Here is a 19,926-nt window from a genome sequence, read left to right on the forward strand (position 1 = left end):
CGCATCTGTATGAAGTGAAAACATTTTCGCTGGAGTTTTCTGTGTCCTCTCCCTCCCGCCGCTCCCTTCTCCCCGCGCTGATCATCGCCGCGCTCCTGGCCAGCACCCCGGCCTTCGCCCAGGACGCCCCCGCTTCACCCTCCGCCGACGCGCCGGCCTCCGACTCGCCGGCCTCCGACGCGCCGGCCTCCGACGTTCCGGCAGCCGACGTTCCGGCAGCCGACGACCTGGACGATGACGCGGCCCCCGACTCGACCGACTCCGCCGGGGAAGTCCCGGCCGAAGAACGCAGCGCCCCGGCTGAAGCCGAGGCCGAGCCCGACGACGCCCCCGAGCGCGATGACGTTCAGGGCAGCGAAGAGCCCGAGCAGCTCGCCGGCATCATCCCCGAGCCCGCCACGCTGCCTCCCGATGGCATCGACGCCCCCGGGATCATCGACGCCGAAGAAGACGCCGAAAAGAGCCGCGTTACCTACCAGGCCAACAGCGAGTACCGCGTGCGCTCGCTGCAAATCACCCCGATTGAGCTCAACGGTACCGCGGTGCGCGACATCGGCTGGACCGAGCAGCGCTTTCGCCTCGATGCCTCCACCGGCCTCCAGGGTGTGGGCTCGATCACCGTGCAGCTCGACGCCCTCGACGGTGTGCTCTTCGGCGACAACGGTCGCTTCCTGGGCAACCCCTCATCCAACTCCGGGGTCTCCCTGGCCACCAAACGCCCCAACCTCACCCGCTGGCAGATCGGCCTTCTGCCCGGCGGCGATCCCTTCGATCGCGAGAGCTACGGCCCGGTCCTCACAAGCGCCCCGCTCCTTGAGGTCAACTACCTCTACGCCGACGCCATGCTGCCCATCGGGCTTCTGCGCGTGGGCCGCCAGCCGCTGAACTACGGCGCCACGGTCAACGCCCACGACGGCGGCCGCCACAACCGCTGGGGGGTCAGCCAGTACTCCGACGGCGTCGACCGCATCCTTTTTGGCACCAAGCTCAACGAGATCGTCAACACGCTGCGCCACGGCGCCGATCACACCCCCGATACCTCACTGGATCGCGGCGTGATCCTGGGCATGTTTTACGACTTCATGAAGCACGACAACATCGCCCGCACCGACGACGATCTTCGTCAGATGGGCATCAACCTGCAGTGGCTCGTCGATGAGGCCGACTGGCTCGGGCTGGACTGGCAGGGCTTCCAGGCCTCGGCGACCTTTGTGCACCTGCGCAACGACCGCTTCAACAGCCGCATCTACGGCTTCCCCCTGGCCTTCCAGACCGGCGTGAACAACGTCGATCTTCGCCTGCAGTTCTCGCATCTTCGCGGCGAAACCACCGAGATCAGCGAAGGCTTCGCCGCCCTGACCAACGCCCGGGTGCAGACCCAGCAGATGCGTGGCTACGGCGGCCAGGGCGTCATCGACGTGCACCTCGGCCCGGTCACTCTGAGCCTGGAAGGCAATTACGCCAGCGGCGACGCCAACCCCCGCGCCGGCGACCCGATCACCTCCTTTAGCTTCGCGCGCGACCTCAACGTCGGCCTGCTCCTCTTCGAACACGTCCTGGCCTTCGAGTCCGCCCGCTCCGTCGGCGTCGGTCTCGAAAACCTCGCGGACGCCGACGTCGACAGCTTCCCGCTGACCGAGATCCAGAGCGATGGCCGCTTCTCCAACGCGATTGCGATCTTCCCGCAGATCTACGTCGATATGCTCAAGACCGCCGAGCATAACCTCTTTGCCCGCGCCGGCGTGCTGGCCGCCTGGTCGGCCACCCCCGAAGGCGCCGTCGACGCGGTGCAGACCGCCCTCAACGACGTCGGCGGTCCCATCGAAAACAGCGCCCTGAACTTCCACGGCGGCACCCCGGGGCGCTTTTATGGAACCGAAGTCGACCTTCAATTAGGCTATCGTCTGCGCGACAACTTCTTCTGGACCGTCGAAGGCGCCGTGCTCTTCCCCGGCGAGGCGCTGCATGATGAAAATGGCGACGCCGTCCGATCTTTTCTCGTGGAGAACCGTTTTGAGCTTCTTTTCTAAAAAAACCTCGTTCTTCGCTGGCGCTGCCATCGCGCTTACGTCGCTTTTGGGCGCCGGCTGCCAGGAGTACATCGCCCCGCCCGAGGCGCAGCTCAACCTGGGTGACAGCCGCGTGGCCGTGGCCGATGAGCCCCTGGTCTTCGAGTTCACCAAAGCCGTCGATCCGGAGACCGTCGGCGTGCGCCTGTGGCCGCGCGACCGCGGCCTGCGCCGGGTGCCCGCCTCCCCCGACGTCGAGCCCCTGGCCCCAACCTGCATGGCCTCCGAGGGCGAATGCGAGGCGCTGAGCATCGCCTTCAACGACGACGCCACCGCCGCGCTCATCACCATCGCGCCTGAGTTCGCCCGCCCCGGCTCCTCGCTCATCCTGGAGATCGTCGAGGGCTTGAGCGACCCCGACGGCTTTGATACCGGCGCGGGTTATCTCTACAACATCCAGTTCGGCGTCTCCGGCGGCGATCCCAACGCCAACATCGAGTTTCAGGACGGCATCTACATCCTCGGCGGCAGCCTCAGCGTCAGCGGGCTCAACGCCGTACTCACGCTCGTGAGTGACCTGCGCGTTCAGTCCGACGGCCGCTTCGCCCTGGCCGGTGCCAAAGGCGTCGTCGATGAGAGTCGCGCCGAAAAGACAAGCCTCGACCCCGAGGTCATCACCATCGCCGACGACGAGGAGAGCTGGGCCCTCTTTGCCCGCGGTCAGATCGTCGAGACGGACGGCACCCGCTTTCTGACCACCGAGAGCTTTGACGTCTCGGTGCCTGTGCTCGGCGTTGCCACTGTCGAGCTTAAAGACGTCGTGCTCTACGCCGACATCGTTAAAGATGAAAACGGCAACGACTTCTTCGACGGCACACTCACCTTCGGCGACTCCCAGGTGGTCTTCCCCAGCGCCAACGTCGACATTCCCGCCGGCCAGGCCGCCCTGGCCGGCGGCCTGGTCCCCGAAGAGCTCGTTCCCGAGGGCACCCCCGATATGTGCAACAACATCTGCGGCGCGGTCACCGCCGTCTGCGAACCCCCGGGCGGCTTCCCCGACCTCGACTTCTGCGAAGAAGTTCCGGCCGAAGACTAAATCCCCCGGCCTCCGAGCACCAAAAAAGGGACGCGCGATGCGCGTCCCTTTTTTCTTTTCATTTCAACACCTTAAATCACGACGGAGGTGATTAAAAAAACCTCATTTCTTCCACGACAACGCATCTTTGATCACCTCTCTGGAGCTCTCCAACTTCTCCAGAATCCCCATCGCCTTATCGCCGTACTTATCCATCAGCTGCATGATCAGATCATCATCTTCGGTGGCCTCGCCGCCCAGATCGGGCACCTTGCCATCGGGGCCGTACATGCCCTCCATGATCTTCTGCACGCTGAATTTGACCGCGCCCCGGAAGGGAATCTTGGCGATCATGCCGTACATCGCCGCCTGTCCCTCGCTCTTCAGCTCCGGGTGCGCGCGCACATGTTCCACCGCCTGCTGCAGGTCTTCCAGAAACGCCGGCACCGCCTGCAGATGGTTCGCCGTGACCGAGAGGTGAAAGCTGTTGGGGTTTTGCTGCCGATCGAGGTTCCAGCCCTTTGCGTTGAGCTGATCGACGACCGCGTAGATATCAACCTCCGGCCCATCGGCCGCCACACACACCATCGGCCCATCGGTGCTGCCGAGCACCTTGAGCCCCTCGATGCGCCGCACACCCGACTGCAGAGCCTCAACCGCCTCCATCGTCGTGCGCGTCAGCTTCAGATAACCATCCTCGCCCATCGCCTTCATCGCCGCCCAGGCTGCGGCGATCGGCCCGCCGGGGCGCGTCCCCGCCGCCGAAGGGGAGGGGTAGATGCCGCCGGGCCAGTCGGTGGAGATGTAGAACTGATGCTTCAGGTAGCTCATGTTGCGATAGAGCACCACCGAAGCCCCCTTCGCCGCGTACCCGTACTTATGCACGTCGGCCGAGATCGAGGTCACCCCGGGCACCCGGAAATCAAAGGGAGGCAGGTCGTAGCCGAGCTTCTCCATCCAGGGCAGAAAAAAGCCGCCAAAACAGGCATCGACATGAAAGGGAATGTCTTCCCGTTGCGCAAACGCCCCGATCTCCTCAATCGGATCGATCACCCCGTGGGCGTACTGCGGCGCCGACGCCGCAATCAGCGCCGTATTGCGATTGACCGCCCGCTTGAGCGCGTCGACGTCCACCCGAAAATCATCGCGCAGGGGCACATAGCGCACCTTGAGCCCGAAGTAGTGCGCCGCCTTCCCAAACGCCACATGGATCGACTCCGGCACCACAAGCTCGGGCTGCCCGTTAAAAATGAAGCGCTTTTTGCGAAAACGCTCGCGCGCCGCCTTCACCGCCATCAGGATCGACTCGGTACCTCCCGAGGTCATCGTGCCCACGACATCCCCATCACCATGAAGCATCTCGGCCGACATGCGCACGACCTCCGACTCCATGCGCCGCAGGCTCTTAAACACCATCGGGTTGAGCCCGTTCTCGCTAAAGAAGGTGTTATGCGCCTCTTTGAGAAAGTCGTAATGCTCCTCATCGGCGTAATACACCAGGCTCCAGGTGCGCCCCTCGCGCCAGTTTCCATCGGCGTCGCGAAGCTCGCGCATCTGCTCAAGCAGCATGTTCTTATCGAGTCCCTTCTCGGGGATGGTCAGGCTCTCACTCACGTCCGAACTCCGGGTCATAGCTCATCTAACTTTGAATGATAGGGCACCGGCCTCGTCTCGATAGGACGCGGTTTTCTGACCGATGCTTTTCTCGCGCGCTGGCAGGCCCTATACTCTGGGGGCTTTCACACGCTTAGGCAAGCGCGTCCTGCCTCCCGCTGCGGGGCCGGCGGGTTCCAACATGCCTCTTCACTTTTAAGGATCTTCGACGATGCGACACGCTCTCGGCACTGCTCTCCTTCTCACCTTGACCCTGGCAGCCTCCCTGGCCTCTGCCAACGACGAGAGGCTGGCCGCCGGCGAGATCCTGGTGGAAGCGCAGAACGTCAGCGGCAGCGATATCCCGCGGATGATCGTAACCGGCGTGATCGAGGCCTCGCCGGCCGAGGTCTGGAAGATCGTCAGCGACTGTGGCAGCTACAGCCGCACCATGCCGCGGATCAAAGAATCTCGGCAGATCTCACGCAATGGCGACACCGTGGTCTGCGAGACGGTCGTGGGGCTGCCCTTCCCGCTGAGCGATCTTCGCTCCACCACCACCGCTACCCACACCGTCGGTCCGGTGGAGTGGCGCCGTCAGTGGACGATGATCGAGGGCAACTACCGCTTCAACGAGGGCTACTGGAGCCTGAAGTCCTTTAACGGTCACGACAACCGCACCCTGGCGGTCTATTCGGTCTACGCCGCACCGGAGGGCTCGGTGCCCGACTGGATGCGCCGCCGCGCCCAGGAATCCTCCATGCCCGGTGTGATCGAGGCGGTGCGCGAAGCCGTCGCGAAATGATCGTTCTTTCGTAACGCTCAGGAGCTCTCACGCGCGTGGCGCAGGCGCTGGCGAAAACGCCATGTGTCGAGCCACTCGTCCAGACTCATCGGCCAGGGCTCGCGCAGCGCCAAAAAGATCAGCGCCGAGCCTATCAGGCCCCCGTTTTTCAGAAACGAGGTCAGCTCTACCTGCCGAGCCGTCGCGTCATCGATCGCCCAGAAGTTATGCATCACCAGCGTGATCGGCAGGAGCGCCATCACAATGCAGAGCACTCCGAGGAGCGGACGCAACCCCAGCGCCAGGCTCACCCCACCCATCACCAGAAGCGCACCGCTCAGCCCCACCGCCAGCGAGGGAAAAGGCACACCCTTGTCGGCCGCATAGCCACTCAACGCCTCCCAGGCTCCGAAGTGGTTGAGGCCCATGATCAGATAGAAAAACCCGGCGATCACCCGGCCCATCAAGAAGCTTCCTTTGCGCAGATCGCTCATGCAGCCTCCGATCTCTGGTGCAGCCTGGCGTCAAATCCTCCCCCCAAAGCTAAGCACCGCTCCGAGCGCCGGCGTTGGCGACCTCAGCTGCTCGGGCTCAACACTGGCGGTGCGTCCTGGTGCCACCACGCCACGTCCAGCGCGCCAAAGATCGGATAGCGCTCCTCCAACTCCACCAGAAGATCGAGATCGATGGCCCTGGAGGCGATCATCTCGCCAAGACGTTCGACATACGCCAGATGGCCGGCCTGCCGCTCCCGGGCGTAGGCGACGGTGGTGCCCGTCTTCATGATAAACGCCCAGTCGCTGGCCTGAGCTAAGAGCAGCTGCTGCCCCATCAAGCGCAGCGCGCGTCCCAGTTCAGGGTCGCCATCGAAGACGCCCTGCGCGGCATCGTTCACAAAGCCTATGACGCTGGCCTCCGCGTTGCGCAGGTGCCGATAGATCCAGGCATTCGAAGGGTCGAGCCAGACGCCAAAGTAAGACTCCTCACCCCAGGTAGAGATCCCGGGTGTGGCCTGCTGCTGCACCGGTTCTTCGGCCAGATAGTCCAGCGGGGAGACCAGCTGGAGTTCCGGATGGTGCGCAGCCTCGCGAAGTACCGCCTCCAGAAAGAGCGGCCCCTCAAACCACCAGTGCCCGAAGAGCTCCGCGTCATAGGAACAGGTCAAATGGGCGGGGCGCCTTCCCAACCTCTCAAAGAGCTCGCGCCCCTGCCCCTGGCGAGCATGCACGAAATGCGTCGCATGCTCCCGTGCGCGTTGTGCGGCAACGTCCGGCCGATAGAAGTCCTTATCGCCCAGGTCTACATCCCCCGTAATACGATGGTATTTCAGTCCGGTATGATGCCGGATGCCATCGGGATGAATGTACGGAGCGACCACCTCCATGGGCAGGTCGTAGCCCAGATCCCGATAAAACTCCCGATAGTCGTAATCTCCTGGATACCCCTCGCTTGCACTCCAGACCTGCGCGCTCGCCAGCTGATCTCGCCCGAAGAACGCGACCCCCGCCGGTGAGACCAGTGGCGCGTAGGTGCCGTAGACCGGAGGCGCATCGGCGGTGAGGATGCCCACATCTTCCAGGCACGCAAAGGCGATGCCTTCCTCGGCCAGCAGCCGATCGATACCCGGCGCGAAGGCGCACTCCGCGACCCAGATGCCGCGCGGCCGACATCCAAGATGCTGCTCAAACTCGGCGATACCCGCGCGAATCTGCGCGCGGCGACCGGCATCACTCTCCAGAAAAGGCAGAATCGGGTGGGTGCCCACACACGTCATCAACTCCAGGCGATGGCCCTGCGCGTGATGCTTAAACCTCGCAAGCACATCGCCACCGAGCTCATCGAGGTAATAAGCGCGCAGCTCGTCAAAGCGCGACTCATAGTAATCCGCCAGCTGGCGCGCATCAGGCGGCCTCTCGCTCTGCGCCCGATCGGCACGCGCCAGATCTCGCATCCGCTCAAGCTGCGCCACAAAGCGCTCGCGCAAAAGCCCGTCGGCCATCATCGCGATCAGCGGCGCGCTTAAACTCAGGGTCAGCTTTCCCCTAATCCCGTCGGCCTCCAGCCTGTCGAGGGCCTGCAAGAGGGGAAGATAGGTCTCGTGCATCGCCTCGTAGAACCACATCTCTTCGAGGTGGTAGGCGTGCTCTGGATGGCGAATAAAGGGCAGATGGGCGTGAAGCACCACGCTTAAGTAGGTCTTCATGCGTTCCCCCTGTGGAGCTCATCCCCTCGTTTCGTTTGCTCACTTCCATGGGTCGTCGAGCCCGGGCGCTCTCCGACTCCCGGAAGAAAACGCCCCAGCGTCGGGTGAGCATGTTCGGTGGGCTCCCAGCCCAGACCACGCTCGCTCAAACGCACCCGCACAAAACGCGGGGCGCCCTGGCCGGGCCCGCGCCCCGGAGCTTCGCTCACCTCCGAGCTTATATGAATATCGAAGCTGCCGTCCGGCCCCACCACACCGAGCTCGGCGCGGTAGCGCTCCCTCCCCTGGTCCACCCGCACAAATCGCCCTGAGAGCGCCTCCTCGATCCGCCAGCGCTCAAGCTCCTCATAGCGCTCGTCGGCATGGATACGCACCAGGCGCGCCCACGCTTCGCGCGGACGCACCTCCCCGACGAGCTCCCAGTACACATAGCCCACCTCCGGATCGCGCCACAGCAGCACCAGCTGTGTCTCTCCCCGTTGAGACATCCCATACCCTTCGTACGGCTGCTGCTCGCTTCCCATCGCGCTCCCGATGCCGGTGTCGCCCGCGTTCTAGGGCTCTTCGTCGTCGCCCTGCTCCTCCTGAATCGCCTCGTAGACCTCTTCGCGATAAATCGGAACGTCGCGCGGCGCGACGATGCCAATGCGAACCTGATTGCGGCGAATCTCTTTGACGACGATCTCGATCTCTTCCCCGATTCGAATCGACTCCCCGACCTTCCTGGTTAGGGTCAACATGGGCCCACTCCTTTCCATGAGTGATGATTGGGTGATCTCCGACGCACTATGCGCCCACTCCTCGATCGACGTTCCCTTCACCCGAGCCGGCCCTGACAAGACGTTTAGTCTGCGCACCATGATGGCCTTCGGCCAGCAAAAGATCGCAAAACCTGCCAGAGGGCTCTCAGAGCATAACGTTTACAGGCACTTCCAACATGCCCCGCTTGCTCCGGAGGGGAACCTCCCGATGCCGGTGTCGATCGCTTCCTTGCATGACTACCTGCACCTACATCGTGAACTCATAAGACAACAGGTTGGGGGACGGGTCAAAAAACTTAAAGATAAACTTTAAGAAAACATCTTTGAACCGCCTGTCGGCAGGACCATTCGCCCCTACCTCGCCCGTTGACGATGCCGAGTGTGCCTATCGTCACTCGGTTTCGGGTCAGGGGGAAGTTTTTCCCGAATCGGGTGGGCGATCTCAGCGTTCGTCGCTCAGATCCAGCCCCAGCGCCCGGGCCACCCGCCAGGCGTCGCGGGGCACGTCGGTGGCGAGGCTGGGCTCGGGCCGATAATCCATCAGCGCACGAAGCGCGGAGGTCAGCCTCTCAACATCGCGCTCCTGCGGCGCATCCTCCGCGGCGAGTGCCAGACGCAGCGCCTCATCGCTGACCTGCAGGCCACGAATACGCAGACGAGCGACATGATCGGCGGCAGCAATCTCGGGGAAATGCGTCGCGGCGACCACCCGATCGCCGGCGCGCTCCCGGGCCTCGATCACCGCCCGGGCAAAGCGCGCGCCTTCGGCCGGATGGGTGCCACGGCCCGGCTCATCAAGCAGCCAGAGCCGAGGCCCGGCCCCCTCCCAATGCGCCACGAGTCGTCGCACCTCTCGCCCAAAGGAGGACAACCCCTCCTCCTCAGCCGCACCTCCCTCCTCGCTGCCCACATAGATCAGCGCCTCCATCATCCCGAAGGTGCAACGCTCGGCGGGCACCGGCAACGCCGCCTGCGCGCAGAACTGAGAGAGTCCCACTAGCTTTAAGAGCGCAGACTTCCCCCCCATATTCGGACCGAGTACCACCGTCACCACGGCATCCAGCGACACATCGATGGGTTGAACCTCATCGCCGATCCGCTCGACCTGGCGAGGATCTCGCCCCTGCACCAGGTGCAGTGCCGTCCTCTCCGCACGCTCAGGCCAGCAGCCCCCGATCGCCTCGCGCAAACGCACCCGTGCCAACCCCTCATCAAAACGCGCCAGGGCATCGAGCGTTCCTTCAAGCAACGGGAGCACGTGCCGCAAAAGATCGCTCAGGCGAATTCGCAGCCGCTGCTCACAGACATCGACCGCCTCGCCAGCGCGGACCAGATCCGCCTCGGCCTCCACCACCGCCTCATCGACCAACTGCCAGGCCCCTCCCTGGTAGGCCAGGCGCTGATCGTCGAGGTTCACACCGGCCTCGGGTCGGTAGCGACCCCGCACATCAAAACGTCCGCCCCACCGCTCACAGATCTGAGCCTCGGCCACGTCTCGAACCTTACGAAGTTCACGCCCCGCGCGGCGATGCGCCTTTCGCGCACCGGCAAGCTCCCCGTCAAGCTGATCGCTCAAATGAAAACGCGCGCTGGGTTGGCTCTCAGGATGCATCGCCCCCATCGTCTCGCGCAGCACCTCACACCCCGGCTCACCGGTAGCAGGAAGACCATCGGCGCCTGCGGCAGCCTCCAGGATCGCCAGCGCGTGGTACAGGAAGCGTTTCACCTCAAAGAGCTCCGCATCACGCAGCGCCTCGCCAAGGTGCAGCCGACGAAGCGGCCGCTCCAGCGCCGGAAGCTCACGGAGCGCATCGTCGATCGGGCGTTGAACCTCGGGATGATCCTGATGCCAGAGGTCGAGCGTGCGCAGGCGCGCGACCTCCGCGTCCCAGAGCGCGGCCTCATCGCCGCGATAGATGTGCACCCGCACAGCACGCGCACGCCCCGCTTCACTTAAGGGACGCAATCTCCCGAGCATGTCGCGCGCGCCCACCACCTCCAGCGTCGTCGCGTCTCCAAAACGCCCCGTCACGCCGGGCTCCCCCTCCACCTTATATCGATCCTTCCACTCGCTCATCGGCCGGCCTCTTCTCGAAGACGGCTGCGACTATGCGCGAGCGCCCCGCATTTGGCAAAGCCGACGACCTCCCCCCCTTCTCCACAATGCTGCTCTCAGTCGGTGGTCGCCCCGCCCGGAAACACGATCGTGGAGTACGTCTCGTAGAAGCGGCGCTCAATCTCGGTGCGCGCCTCATAGAGCTCGGCCAACTCATCAAAGAGCAACGAGAGATACGCAAGGCGCACCGGGTGGTAGCGCTCTCGCGTGGCCGCCGGGAGCTCGTCCATAAAGTGGTCGAGCTGGTCGAGTACCTGCTCGGCGTAGCGCTTTAGCCCCTCGATTTCCTCGACCTCCGAGCCGAAAATACGCCGCACTCTCGGGTAAAGGTGCTCGCGCTCCCGATCGAAGGTCGCCTGCAATCGCTGGCGCAGCAGCAGCGCCCGCGGCACGATCTCGCGCAAGAGCGCGTGGACCTCACCCTCATCCTCTCGGGCGCGCTGCGCCTGCGCGATCGAGCCTCCGATCGCCTCCATCGCCGAGAAGACCTCCATATGGGTGTACGTAAGCTCCGAGAGCAGCCCCATTGCATACCTCCATGCGCGTCGCCGTTGACCGTCGTAACATGTTGAAAAACAACAACTTACTGACAACCATTCCTTGCACAGCCTGCCAAATATCAGCGCCCGGCGATCAAAAAAAAGCGGCACCCCTTCTCAGGGGTGCCGCTCAAGCGAATCGTCACACGACTCGTCTTATTTGGTCTTCTTCAGCTCGACCAGGATCTGCTTGACCACCGCTTTGAGCGTCTCGAAGACACCGGGTCCGTTGGGCGCAATCGCGCTGGCCTCAAAGTCGGGGTACTTGCCTTCAGGGTTCAGGTCAGCCCGCAGCTCTTCGAGCGGCATCGCCGTGGGCAGGTCGCGCTTGTTGTACTGGATCACAAAGGGGATCTTGTCGATGTCGTAGCCGTAGGCCACCAGGTTCTCTTTGAGATCCTCCATCGAGATGATGTTGGCCTCTTTACGAGCACGCTGGCTGTCAGCGACGAAGACCACACCGTCGGCGCCTTTCATAATCAGCTTACGGCTGGCGCTGTAGAAGAGCTGACCGGGCACCGAGTAGAGGTGCAGACGCGTTTTGAAGCCGCGAATCGCCGGCAGGCTCAGGGGCAGGAAGTCGAAGAAGAGCGTGCGTTCTTGCTTGGTCTCCAGACTTACCAGCTTTCCGCGCGCGTCCGGGTTGGTCCCCGAGTAGATGAACTTAATGTTCGTCGTCTTACCACAGAGCCCCGGCCCGTAGTAAACGATCTTGAGGATGATTTCCCGCTGGGCGTAATTGATGAACGACATAGGGACCTTCTCGTCACCGCGCGTGGCCAAGGCGTACGTACCCTGGGGCCGGGGCACGTTGCGTTAGCTGGTTCGAAGTCTCGAAATCGACATCGTCGAATAAACTCGCTGGAATGCCGCGATGAGTTATACCACGAGGCGAAATCGTGTCGAATTAAATTTTGAACATCCGCCACCCGACCTTTCGGCCCGGCGTCGAGCCTGCGTTGGTCTCCGCCAATCCTACCGGGCGAACACCTGCGAAAGCTCCCCAAAACCACATCAAAACGTCATCTGAAACAGGGTGCCTCAAGCGTGAAGACCTTATTAAAAGGCATCATTGAAGAGGCTATCGATATCGTCGTCGGTGATTTCGCCGAAGATATCCATATCTTTGTTACCGTCTTTGGCCTTCTCGGCGACCGCCGCGATAATGTCGGCCATCTCCGCGTAGGCTCGTTTTACTCGCAGACGCACAAGACCAAGGCTTGAGCGCTCATCGAAGATGACCACAAGAATCAGCGTGTCACCAATAACCGAGACATGCAGATGCTTGTTTTTTCCTTCGTGGAAGTGAACCGGAAACTCCTCCTCACCGAGCATCAGCGCCAGGCTGCCGGTGGCCGCCGTGGAGCCCGCAACCAGCGAGGCCAGACCGGTGGTGTCGATGCCAGTGGTCTCGCCCGTAGCGGTGACCAGCTGCCCGTCTTTGTCCACAATAAAGATGGCTTTTGCGAGGGCATCGCGCACAAGACGCTCACAGATCTCTGTGAGCTTCTGGTGCTCCTCTTCGTAAATCACCATCTGGGAACTGAGCATGGAGGTACTCCTCGGTTGCCTCCCTCAACGGAAGGGTCGAGTCGGCGTCAAACAGACTTTCAAGGGTCAAGCTAGCACAGTGACCCACCCCACGCAACGCCGGGGTTGGAGCATAGCGAAGGGGGGAAAACCCGCGCGCACACTACATTTCCCGCCTCTGCGAGAGCGCGCGAGAGAGCGTCACCCTGTCGGTATATTCAAGCTCTCCGCCAATCGGAACACCGCTGGCGATACGGCTGACTTTAAGCCCCAGAGGCTTGAGCAAACGCTGCAAATAAAGCGCCGTTGCCTCGCCGTCGACCGAGGGGCTGCAGGCCACGATCACCTCCTCGGGCTCCTCCATACCCTCGGGCGGGGTCTGCAGGCGAGTGAGCAGCTCGCGAAGGCGAATATCATCGGGCCCCACCCCGTCGAGCGGGCTGATAAGCCCGTGCAACACGTGGTAGAGCCCCCGAAAATCGCCCGTGCGCTCGATCGCTCGCAGATCCTGGGTGCGTTCCACCACACAGATCGTGGTGGTATCGCGCCGACGCTCGCGGCAGATCTCGCAGACATCGGCCTCGGTCAGATTGCAACAGACCTGACACAGGCCCACCCGCTCCTTGACCTCCACCAGCGCCTCGGCCAGCTCCCGGGCCATCTCCTCGCTCTCATTGAGCACGAAGAAGGCCAGGCGCGTCGCGGTACGCTCGCCAATGCCCGGCAACTTGCGAAATGCGTTGACCAGGCGAGTGATGGGATCGCGGGGCTTCATCGGGTGGGCCCGGGTCAAAAGAAGCTTAGAAGAGGCCGGGGATGTTGAGGCCGCCGGTGATCTTCTCGATCTCGGAGTTCATCATCTCGCCGGCCATCTCCATGGCCTGGTTGACAGCACCGAGCACCATCTCTTCGAGCACCTCAACATCGGAGGGATCGACGACGTCAGGGTTGATCTTGATCTGCAGGAGTTCCTGCTTGCCGTTCACCACGGCCGTGACCATGCCGCCGCCGGTGGACGCCTCAATGGTCTTGTTGCCGATCTCTTCCTGAACCTTGGTGATGCGCGATTGCATCTTCTGGGCCTGGCGGACCAGGCTGTTCATGCCGCCTTTCATCGCGAGTGCTCCTGGGTGGGCGCAACGTCATTGAATTGAGTGTGGTTCGCGCCGCCGCCGGGCGACGCGAGAGGTGAGTTATACGCACACACCCTCGAGTGCGCAACGCATCTTGGGGCACCGCCCCGGCTGCGGGCCATCAGCCAAGACCCAGCAGCGCCTCGGTGATGGCGTGCACGCCCAGCGAGAGGCAGCGCTCATCGACATCAAAGCGCGGGGTGTGCAGAGGATGCACCTCCTCGCTCTGCGGATCTTTGACGCCCAGGAAGAAGTACGCAGCCGGCACGCGGGTGGAGAAGGCCGCAAAGTCTTCGGCGCCAAGCTGGGGCAGATGCTGGACCATCACGCCCTCTCCCACCCGCTCTTCGATCAGACGCACCACGCGAGCCTCCAGCGCCGGGTCATTGGCCGTCAGACGCGCGCCGGGCACAAAGCGAACCGAGGCGCGCGCCCCCAGAGCGGCGGAGACGCCTTCCACGATCTGGCGCGCCGCGGCGCGCGCGCGCTCCATCGCCGGCGCCGAAAGACCACGAAGAATACCGGTCAACTCGGCGCGCTCAGCGATGATGTTATAAGAATTGCCCGCCTCCAACTTCCCGATCGAGAGCACCACCGCGTCGCGCGCATCGGTAATGCGGCTGACAACCTGCTGCAGCGCCACGATCACCTGAGCGGCCACGGCCACCGCGTCGACCCCTTCATGCGGATAGGCGCCGTGGCTCTTTTTGCCCTCGATCACAACTTCCACAAGCTCCGAGGCCGCCCACACCGGCCCTCCGGTGTACCCGATCTTGCCCACCTCCAGGGTGGGCATGCAGTGCAGCGCGAGAATGGCTTCAACCTCAGGCGCTTCGAGCACACCTTCCACAGCCATGCGTTCCGCACCAATCGGCTCACCTGTGGGCGATGCTTCTTCGGCGGGTTGAAAGATCATCTTCACCCTCCCCTTAAGCTCAGCGCGACGGTCCACAAGCTCACGCGCCACCCCCAGTCCCACCGTCGTGTGCACGTCATGGCCGCAGGCGTGCATCACCCCGGGACGCGTGCTGCAATACGTGCTCTGACGCAGCTCCTGAATAGGCAGCGCATCGATGTCGGCGCGAAACGCCCGTGTCGGCCCCTCAAGCTCCCCCTCGATCAGCGCGACAACCCCCGTCTCAGCCACCCGGGTGCTCTCCAGGCCCAGCTCCGCCAGGCGCTCTTCGATAAAGGCCGCGGTCTGATGCTCCTCAAACGAGAGCTCCGGATGGGCGTGAAGGTGGCGGCGCCACGCCACAAGCTCAGTGTCGAGGGTCAAAGAATCCTGGCTCATCGTGCACCTGCTCTGCCCGGTTCTCGGGCGTCGGAAAAGAGACGTCGATCACAACACGAAGCGCGACGTGCACAAAAATCGCCGCCGCGCTCGACAAACACGCCGGGAGTAGGGCAAATGCCCCCACCGCTGTCAAGATAGCCATCGCACCTGCGCGTACCACGCTCTCAAAGAGAGCTCGAGGGTGTCTTTTCTACCACCGCTGAAACCCCATCTTCTTCGACCATGAGCTGATGATGTCTTCTTCTCGCGCTTCGATCGTCTGGTTGTTGGTGGCACTCATGATCGTCTTCACCAGCGGCTGCGCCACCTCGTTGAGCAACCTCGCACCGGCCCACACCCTGGCCCCCGGCGAAGTTCAGATCACCGGCGTGGCTCAGGCCGATCTTTATACCGGAGTCTTTGACGGCAGCATCGACGCCGGGCGCGCGGTGGTCGACGCCGCCCGGCGCGATGAGGGGCCTATCAGCGAAGCGGAGCTGCGCACTCTGCTCGACGCCGTGCTCCTCTGGCAGCTCTTTTTACCCGGGGCCACCCCGGAGCTTGCGCTGCGCGTGGGTGTGAGCGATCGCCCCCTTAAAGGCCTCGACATGGGGCTTCGCTACAACGGCAACGTCGTCAAACCCGACGTGCGCCTGCAGCTCTGGGAGAGTCAGGGCGGCGATGTGGCCCTGACCGCCCACGCCGCCTACGGCTACCACCGCTCGGTGGCCAGCTCCGCGGTGGAGTGGTTGGTCATGACCGAGTTTAAACGCCACGACTTCGAAGCCGGCCTCTCCGCCGGCTGGCAGTACCACGACATCATCAAGCTCTACCTCTCGCCGCGCTACCTCTACAGCGACCTCTCAGCCACCCCTAACCTCCCCGACTGGCTCAAGGAACGCATCCCCGAGGAGTATCAGGATTACAACCCCTCGCGCTTCTTTGAGGACTCCGAGATGCACTACGTCGGCTTGAACTGGGGCGCGATGCTCGGCTACCGCTGGGTCTTCTTGCATATCGACATGACGATGATGCGTGTGCTCTTTCGCCCCACCGTGCTGGAGTCCTCCCGCAACTACGACAACTGGGTCTTTGCCCCCAGTGCGGGCCTCAGCGTACGTTTTTAAGGAGGTTCTCGCCCGCTCGGACGGGGGAGGGCCTTGCCCGCGATCGCGATCCCTGCGAAGAAAGGAGCAAGATCGGCGCGTCCCACGCGATAATGAGAGAAGCACCACGTTGCACCTCAGGTCGTGAGCGCGCGCCGACGGCGCCACACTCGCCAGCACCCGCTTAAGGGCGTGCCGGCCCTCCTCTCTCGAGCACCAGACTATGAACCTCCCGGCTCCCTTCGCGCCCATTGCGCCCTCGATCGACGCGGCGCTCCACGACGTCTTCGGTTTTGAGTCCTTTCGCACCGGCCAGCGCCGCGGCATTGAGGCGGTTGTCGAGGGTAATGACACGCTCATCGTGATGCCCACCGGCAGCGGCAAGAGCCTCTGTTATATGCTCCCGGGCTGCGTGCTCCCCGGGCTCACCCTGGCCGTCTCCCCACTCATCGCCCTGATGAAAGACCAGGCCGACGCGCTAGAATCCTTTAACATTCCAGCCACTTACATCAACTCCTCCTTGAGTTGGGATGAGCAGCGACAGCGCCTGGCAGCCATGCGCGCCGGTGCCTACAAAGTCGTGCTCGTCGCGCCAGAACGTTTTAAAAGCCAGGCCTTCCTCGACGCCCTCTCCGGCGTGCCCATCGGGCTCTTCGCCATTGATGAGGCGCACTGCATCAGCCAGTGGGGCCACGACTTCCGCCCGGATTACCTCAACCTCGGCGAGGTCCGCCAAAAGCTCGGCGCCCCGACCACTCTGGCGCTCACCGCGACGGCTACACCCGAGGTTCAGCGCGACATCGCCGCCCAGCTCGACTTCGATAATCACAGCGTCGTCGTCTCCGGTTTTGAGCGGCCCAACCTCTTCTTTGAGGTCTATCCGGCGCGAAGCCGACGCTCCAAATACGAGCGCATTGAGGCCCTGCTCGACCAGACCCCCGAGGGTAGCAAGGTCATCTACTGCGCCACCCGCAAGCAGGTCGAAGAGGTCGGGCGCAACCTTCGCGAGTCGGGCTATTATCCGGCGCTCTACCACGCCGGGCTCTCCGACCAGGAGCGCGACGAAGTCCAGGACGCCTTTATGGCCGGCGATGCCCCGCTGCTCATCGCCACCAACGCCTTTGGCATGGGCGTCGATAAGAGCGATGTGCGCGCGATCATCCACTTCAACATCCCCGGCAGCGTCGAGGCCTATTATCAGGAAGCCGGGCGCGCGGGCCGCGATGGGGAGCCGGCGCATTGCCTGCTGCTCTACAACCGCGCCGATCTGCGCATCCACGAGTTTTTCACCGAAAACTCCTTCCCGGATCGCAAGCTGGTGGAGCGGCTCTGGACGCTTTTGCAAAAGCACGGCGTGGGTATGCACACCCTCGACGCTGACATGCTCGCGGACCACCTCTCGCGCGCTGGCGACGATCGGGTGCACCCCTGGGCGGTAGGCTCGGCGCTGCGCCTGCTGGAGCGCGGCGGGCACCTGGCCTTTGGCCAGCGCGGCCCGGCCCCCTGGCTGGAAGTCTTCGACCAGGCCCGCACCCGCGATCTTCGTGTGGACTGGGACGCGCTCGATGCGCGACGCGGCGTCGATGAGAACCATCAAGAAGATATGGTGCGCTACGCCACCGGGCACACCTGCCGCCAGGTCTACCTGGTGCGCTACTTCAGCGACACCGCCAACGATATTGCCGAGTGCAAGCGTTGTGATCGCTGCTGCGGCCCTCCCTCCTACGCCCAGGCCGCCGGCCAGGTGCGCGCACCTATCATCGTACGCGAGCCAGCCCAGACCGTGCTGCGCAAGGTCTTAAGCGGCATCGCCCGCGCCCGCGGCAAATGGGGCGCCCACGTGATCGCCGCGATGTTGCGCGGCTCTCGCGCCAAAAAGATCACCGGCGCCGGCCTCGACCGGCTCTCCACCCACGGGATTCTTCGCGATCTTCGTCAGGATGATCTCGTGCGCCTGCTCGATGTCTGCTCCCAACTCGGGCTGACCACCCAGAACACCTACGGCTGCCTCTCTTTAACCGATGCAGGCACCGAGGTGATGATGGCGTCGGAGCCCCTCTCCGAGACCGTCGCCGATGTGTTGGCCCGTCATGTGCGCTCGGCCTCCGAGTTTGGCGAGCTCCCCCCGACCACACGCCCCTCCGAGAGCCGTCCCAGGCCGGCCTCCGGCGATGGCGAGCTTGGCGAGACCTACCTGCGTACCCTGATGCTGGTTCGTGAGGGCCATGATTATCGAGACATTGCAAAGGAGCGTGGGCTCACCCCCTCAAGCGTACTGCGCCATTTTATGACCCTGGCTCAACACGGCCACAGGCTCCCGCTCGACGAGCACGCCGACGGTCGCCTCCTGCCAGAGCTGCGCGAACTTGCCAGCGAGTGGTCTCCCGATGATAAGCTTGCTCCACTCAAAGAACGCCTCACCACTCCCTGCGACTACGATACGCTGAAGCTGAACCTCGCCATCGTACTTCAGGAGCGTTTTGAACACGACCAACCCCCCGAAGTCTCCTGAGAGCCTGCTTCACCGAGCGGTAAGGCACGCGCTCGCCCGTCAGGCCACGCCGATCGCGCCGGATCAGCGGGTGCTCGTCGTCATCCCCGACGCCACACGCCCTGTTGATCTTCCCGATGTGCTCGAGCCTCTGCTCACACATCTCAACAGCTTTGAGCCCGCGCATATCTCGGTGCTGGTCGCCCTGGGACTGCACCGCGCGCTGGCCCTCTCCGAGCTCCGGCCCCTCCTCGAGATCTGTCAGGCCGCCGGCGCCTCACTCACCCAGCACAACCCGCACCACCCGCGCCTCTCAATGCTCGGCGCCGACGTCGGTCTCGTTGCCGAGCCCCAGGCCGAGCCGTTGATCGGCTCGGCCCCCCCCGGTGCCGATCGCCCGCTGCCCGCGCTCCTCCACCCGATGCTCTTTCAACACGATCGCATCATCGTCGTCGGCACCGTTGAGCCGCACCAGTACGCCGGCTTCTCCGGGGGCATCAAAGCCCTGGCGATTGGCTGCGCCGGCGAAGAGACCATCGGCACCCTGCACGGCCTGGAGCTCTTACGTCACCCCGGCGTGCGCCTGGGGCGCATCGACGATAACCCCTTCCAGCAGGCCCTCTGGCGGGTGGCAAAGATGTCGGTTCCCGTCGACGCGCTACAGATTGTACCCGGCCACCCCGAGCCCCGTGCGCTTCTCTTCGGCCCGGTCCGCCCCACCTTTGAGGCCGCCTGCACCATCGCCCGTAAGGCGTTCTTCTACATCAGTGAGCCGCTGCCCTGGCTGCATCTGAAGTTGCCTCCAAGCAAATCGGACAACTTCTACCAGGCCTCGCGCGCGGCCACCTACGCCGCGCTCGTCGAGCACAGCGCCTTAATGCCCGGAGGCTGGATCGTACTGGAAGCCACCTGCCCCGAGGGCCTGGGACGCGGCGATGGTGAGCGCGCCTTCGCTCGCGCCCTGGCCCGCGGCCGCGACACCCTGCTCGCCGAGCTTCGCGGCGAGCTGCAATCGCCTGAGCCCGGCGTCGGCGGCCAGCAGCGCGCCTACGTGCTGGCCATGACTTTAGAGCGCAATCCCATCGCGCTTATCTCGCCACAACCTCTCCCGGAGCTCGACGCGGTAGGCATTCGCCAGTTCCGAAGCCTTCAGGAAGCCCACCGCGCCCTCAACCTTCCCCTGGTCACAGGTGTCTCGTTGCCCGACATCTTTACCGGACTGCCCATCCTCGACCATTGAGCCATTCTTAGCGCCGCCCCGGAACAATCCCTCGCCCACAAAAAAGCGTCCCCGCCCGAATCTCCGGCGA

Annotated in this window: 18 protein-coding genes; 6 read left to right on the forward strand and 12 right to left on the reverse strand. The window is 63.7% G+C overall.

The features are described 5' to 3' along the window. Window positions 1-41 precede the first annotated feature (41 nt). Window positions 42-2,030, forward strand: coding sequence for a hypothetical protein (locus tag EA187_RS06585; RefSeq protein ID WP_127779651.1), 1,989 nt, complete (start codon window positions 42-44; stop codon window positions 2,028-2,030). Next, entirely contained in the window at window positions 2,014-3,105 is a 1,092-nt protein-coding gene (locus EA187_RS06590) for a hypothetical protein (RefSeq protein ID WP_127779653.1), read from the forward strand. Before EA187_RS06585 ends, EA187_RS06590 begins: the two co-directional genes overlap by 17 nt. A gap of 102 nt (window positions 3,106-3,207) precedes the next feature. Here EA187_RS06590 and EA187_RS06595 read toward each other — a convergent pair whose 3' ends face one another. Continuing rightward, window positions 3,208-4,698: a pyridoxal phosphate-dependent decarboxylase family protein gene (locus EA187_RS06595; protein WP_206524209.1), complete on the reverse strand. Its 1,491-nt coding sequence runs from the start codon at window positions 4,696-4,698 to the stop codon at window positions 3,208-3,210. A 211-nt stretch (window positions 4,699-4,909) separates the two neighbouring features. Between EA187_RS06595 and EA187_RS06600 the strand changes: the two genes are divergently transcribed. Continuing rightward, window positions 4,910-5,482, forward strand: coding sequence for an SRPBCC family protein (locus EA187_RS06600; RefSeq protein WP_115606604.1), 573 nt, complete (start codon window positions 4,910-4,912; stop codon window positions 5,480-5,482). A 17-nt stretch (window positions 5,483-5,499) separates the two neighbouring features. Here EA187_RS06600 and EA187_RS06605 read toward each other — a convergent pair whose 3' ends face one another. The 11 genes from EA187_RS06605 to EA187_RS06655 all read right to left on the reverse strand — a co-directional run bounded on the left by EA187_RS06605 (window position 5,500) and on the right by EA187_RS06655 (window position 15,037). Next, window positions 5,500-5,955: a DoxX family protein gene (locus EA187_RS06605; RefSeq protein ID WP_115606603.1), complete on the reverse strand. Its 456-nt coding sequence runs from the start codon at window positions 5,953-5,955 to the stop codon at window positions 5,500-5,502. An 83-nt stretch (window positions 5,956-6,038) separates the two neighbouring features. Beyond that, the gene (locus tag EA187_RS06610) at window positions 6,039-7,664 is read right to left on the reverse strand and encodes a glycoside hydrolase family 57 protein (RefSeq protein ID WP_115606601.1); all 1,626 of its coding nucleotides are present in this window, start codon (window positions 7,662-7,664) and stop codon (window positions 6,039-6,041) included. Continuing rightward, on the reverse strand, window positions 7,661-8,152 hold the full coding sequence (locus tag EA187_RS06615) for a DUF4912 domain-containing protein (RefSeq protein WP_164856065.1): 492 nt from the start codon (window positions 8,150-8,152) through the stop codon (window positions 7,661-7,663). Before EA187_RS06615 ends, EA187_RS06610 begins: the two co-directional genes overlap by 4 nt. 66 nt (window positions 8,153-8,218) lie before the next feature. Continuing rightward, window positions 8,219-8,404 carry a carbon storage regulator CsrA gene (csrA, locus tag EA187_RS06620; protein ID WP_115606598.1) on the reverse strand — a complete coding sequence of 62 codons (186 nt, stop codon included), beginning with the start codon at window positions 8,402-8,404 and terminating at the stop codon, window positions 8,219-8,221. Between the two features lie 463 nt (window positions 8,405-8,867). Then, window positions 8,868-10,502 carry a MutS-related protein gene (locus EA187_RS06625; RefSeq protein WP_127779657.1) on the reverse strand — a complete coding sequence of 545 codons (1,635 nt, stop codon included), beginning with the start codon at window positions 10,500-10,502 and terminating at the stop codon, window positions 8,868-8,870. 95 nt (window positions 10,503-10,597) lie between these two features. Then, window positions 10,598-11,068: a hypothetical protein gene (locus EA187_RS06630; protein WP_115606592.1), complete on the reverse strand. Its 471-nt coding sequence runs from the start codon at window positions 11,066-11,068 to the stop codon at window positions 10,598-10,600. A gap of 168 nt (window positions 11,069-11,236) precedes the next feature. Continuing rightward, window positions 11,237-11,833: a GTP-binding protein gene (locus EA187_RS06635; protein ID WP_111731164.1), complete on the reverse strand. Its 597-nt coding sequence runs from the start codon at window positions 11,831-11,833 to the stop codon at window positions 11,237-11,239. Between the two features lie 306 nt (window positions 11,834-12,139). Then, complete coding sequence (locus EA187_RS06640; protein WP_115606591.1) at window positions 12,140-12,631, reverse strand: roadblock/LC7 domain-containing protein; 492 nt, start codon at window positions 12,629-12,631, stop codon at window positions 12,140-12,142. A gap of 142 nt (window positions 12,632-12,773) precedes the next feature. After that, on the reverse strand, window positions 12,774-13,385 hold the full coding sequence (gene recR / locus EA187_RS06645; protein ID WP_115606589.1) for a recombination mediator RecR: 612 nt from the start codon (window positions 13,383-13,385) through the stop codon (window positions 12,774-12,776). Window positions 13,386-13,410: 25 nt separating this feature from the next. Continuing rightward, on the reverse strand, window positions 13,411-13,725 hold the full coding sequence (locus EA187_RS06650) for a YbaB/EbfC family nucleoid-associated protein (protein ID WP_115606588.1): 315 nt from the start codon (window positions 13,723-13,725) through the stop codon (window positions 13,411-13,413). A 139-nt stretch (window positions 13,726-13,864) separates the two neighbouring features. After that, the gene (locus tag EA187_RS06655) at window positions 13,865-15,037 is read right to left on the reverse strand and encodes a M20 metallopeptidase family protein (protein WP_127779659.1); all 1,173 of its coding nucleotides are present in this window, start codon (window positions 15,035-15,037) and stop codon (window positions 13,865-13,867) included. Window positions 15,038-15,273: 236 nt separating this feature from the next. Here EA187_RS06655 and EA187_RS06660 point away from each other — a divergent pair, with 236 nt between their 5' ends. The 3 genes from EA187_RS06660 (at window position 15,274) to EA187_RS06670 (ending at window position 19,856) form a co-directional block, all read left to right on the forward strand. Then, window positions 15,274-16,146 (forward strand): hypothetical protein, encoded by an 873-nt coding sequence (locus EA187_RS06660; protein WP_127779661.1) that lies wholly within the window; start codon window positions 15,274-15,276, stop codon window positions 16,144-16,146. 202 nt (window positions 16,147-16,348) lie between these two features. Then, window positions 16,349-18,637: a RecQ family ATP-dependent DNA helicase gene (locus EA187_RS06665; RefSeq protein WP_127779663.1), complete on the forward strand. Its 2,289-nt coding sequence runs from the start codon at window positions 16,349-16,351 to the stop codon at window positions 18,635-18,637. Further along, window positions 18,606-19,856, forward strand: a complete 1,251-nt coding sequence (locus EA187_RS06670; RefSeq protein WP_127779665.1) for a lactate racemase domain-containing protein — start codon at window positions 18,606-18,608, stop codon at window positions 19,854-19,856. The genes EA187_RS06665 and EA187_RS06670 overlap by 32 nt, the downstream gene beginning before the upstream one ends. The last annotated feature ends 70 nt before the right edge of the window (window positions 19,857-19,926 follow it).

It is taken from the genome of Lujinxingia sediminis, from assembly GCF_004005565.1.
GTDB lineage: Bacteria > Myxococcota_A > Bradymonadia > Bradymonadales > Bradymonadaceae > Lujinxingia > Lujinxingia sediminis.

Excerpts from the sequence above, each read along its gene's own strand:
- EA187_RS06650 (WP_115606588.1), bottom strand. The coding sequence starts at position 13,725 with ATGAAAGGCGGCATGAACAGCCTGGTCCGCCAGGCCCAGAAGATGCAA.
- csrA (WP_115606598.1), bottom strand. The coding sequence starts at position 8,404 with ATGTTGACCCTAACCAGGAAGGTCGGGGAGTCGATTCGAATCGGGGAA.
- EA187_RS06665 (WP_127779663.1), top strand. The coding sequence starts at position 16,349 with ATGAACCTCCCGGCTCCCTTCGCGCCCATTGCGCCCTCGATCGACGCG.
- EA187_RS06610 (WP_115606601.1), bottom strand. The coding sequence starts at position 7,664 with ATGAAGACCTACTTAAGCGTGGTGCTTCACGCCCATCTGCCCTTTATT.
- recR (WP_115606589.1), bottom strand. The coding sequence starts at position 13,385 with ATGAAGCCCCGCGATCCCATCACTCGCCTGGTCAACGCATTTCGCAAG.
- EA187_RS06630 (WP_115606592.1), bottom strand. The coding sequence starts at position 11,068 with ATGGGGCTGCTCTCGGAGCTTACGTACACCCATATGGAGGTCTTCTCG.
- EA187_RS06655 (WP_127779659.1), bottom strand. The coding sequence starts at position 15,037 with ATGAGCCAGGATTCTTTGACCCTCGACACTGAGCTTGTGGCGTGGCGC.
- EA187_RS06605 (WP_115606603.1), bottom strand. The coding sequence starts at position 5,955 with ATGAGCGATCTGCGCAAAGGAAGCTTCTTGATGGGCCGGGTGATCGCC.
- EA187_RS06625 (WP_127779657.1), bottom strand. The coding sequence starts at position 10,502 with ATGAGCGAGTGGAAGGATCGATATAAGGTGGAGGGGGAGCCCGGCGTG.
- EA187_RS06615 (WP_164856065.1), bottom strand. The coding sequence starts at position 8,152 with ATGTCTCAACGGGGAGAGACACAGCTGGTGCTGCTGTGGCGCGATCCG.
- EA187_RS06600 (WP_115606604.1), top strand. The coding sequence starts at position 4,910 with ATGCGACACGCTCTCGGCACTGCTCTCCTTCTCACCTTGACCCTGGCA.
- EA187_RS06660 (WP_127779661.1), top strand. The coding sequence starts at position 15,274 with ATGTCTTCTTCTCGCGCTTCGATCGTCTGGTTGTTGGTGGCACTCATG.
- EA187_RS06635 (WP_111731164.1), bottom strand. The coding sequence starts at position 11,833 with ATGTCGTTCATCAATTACGCCCAGCGGGAAATCATCCTCAAGATCGTT.
- EA187_RS06640 (WP_115606591.1), bottom strand. The coding sequence starts at position 12,631 with ATGCTCAGTTCCCAGATGGTGATTTACGAAGAGGAGCACCAGAAGCTC.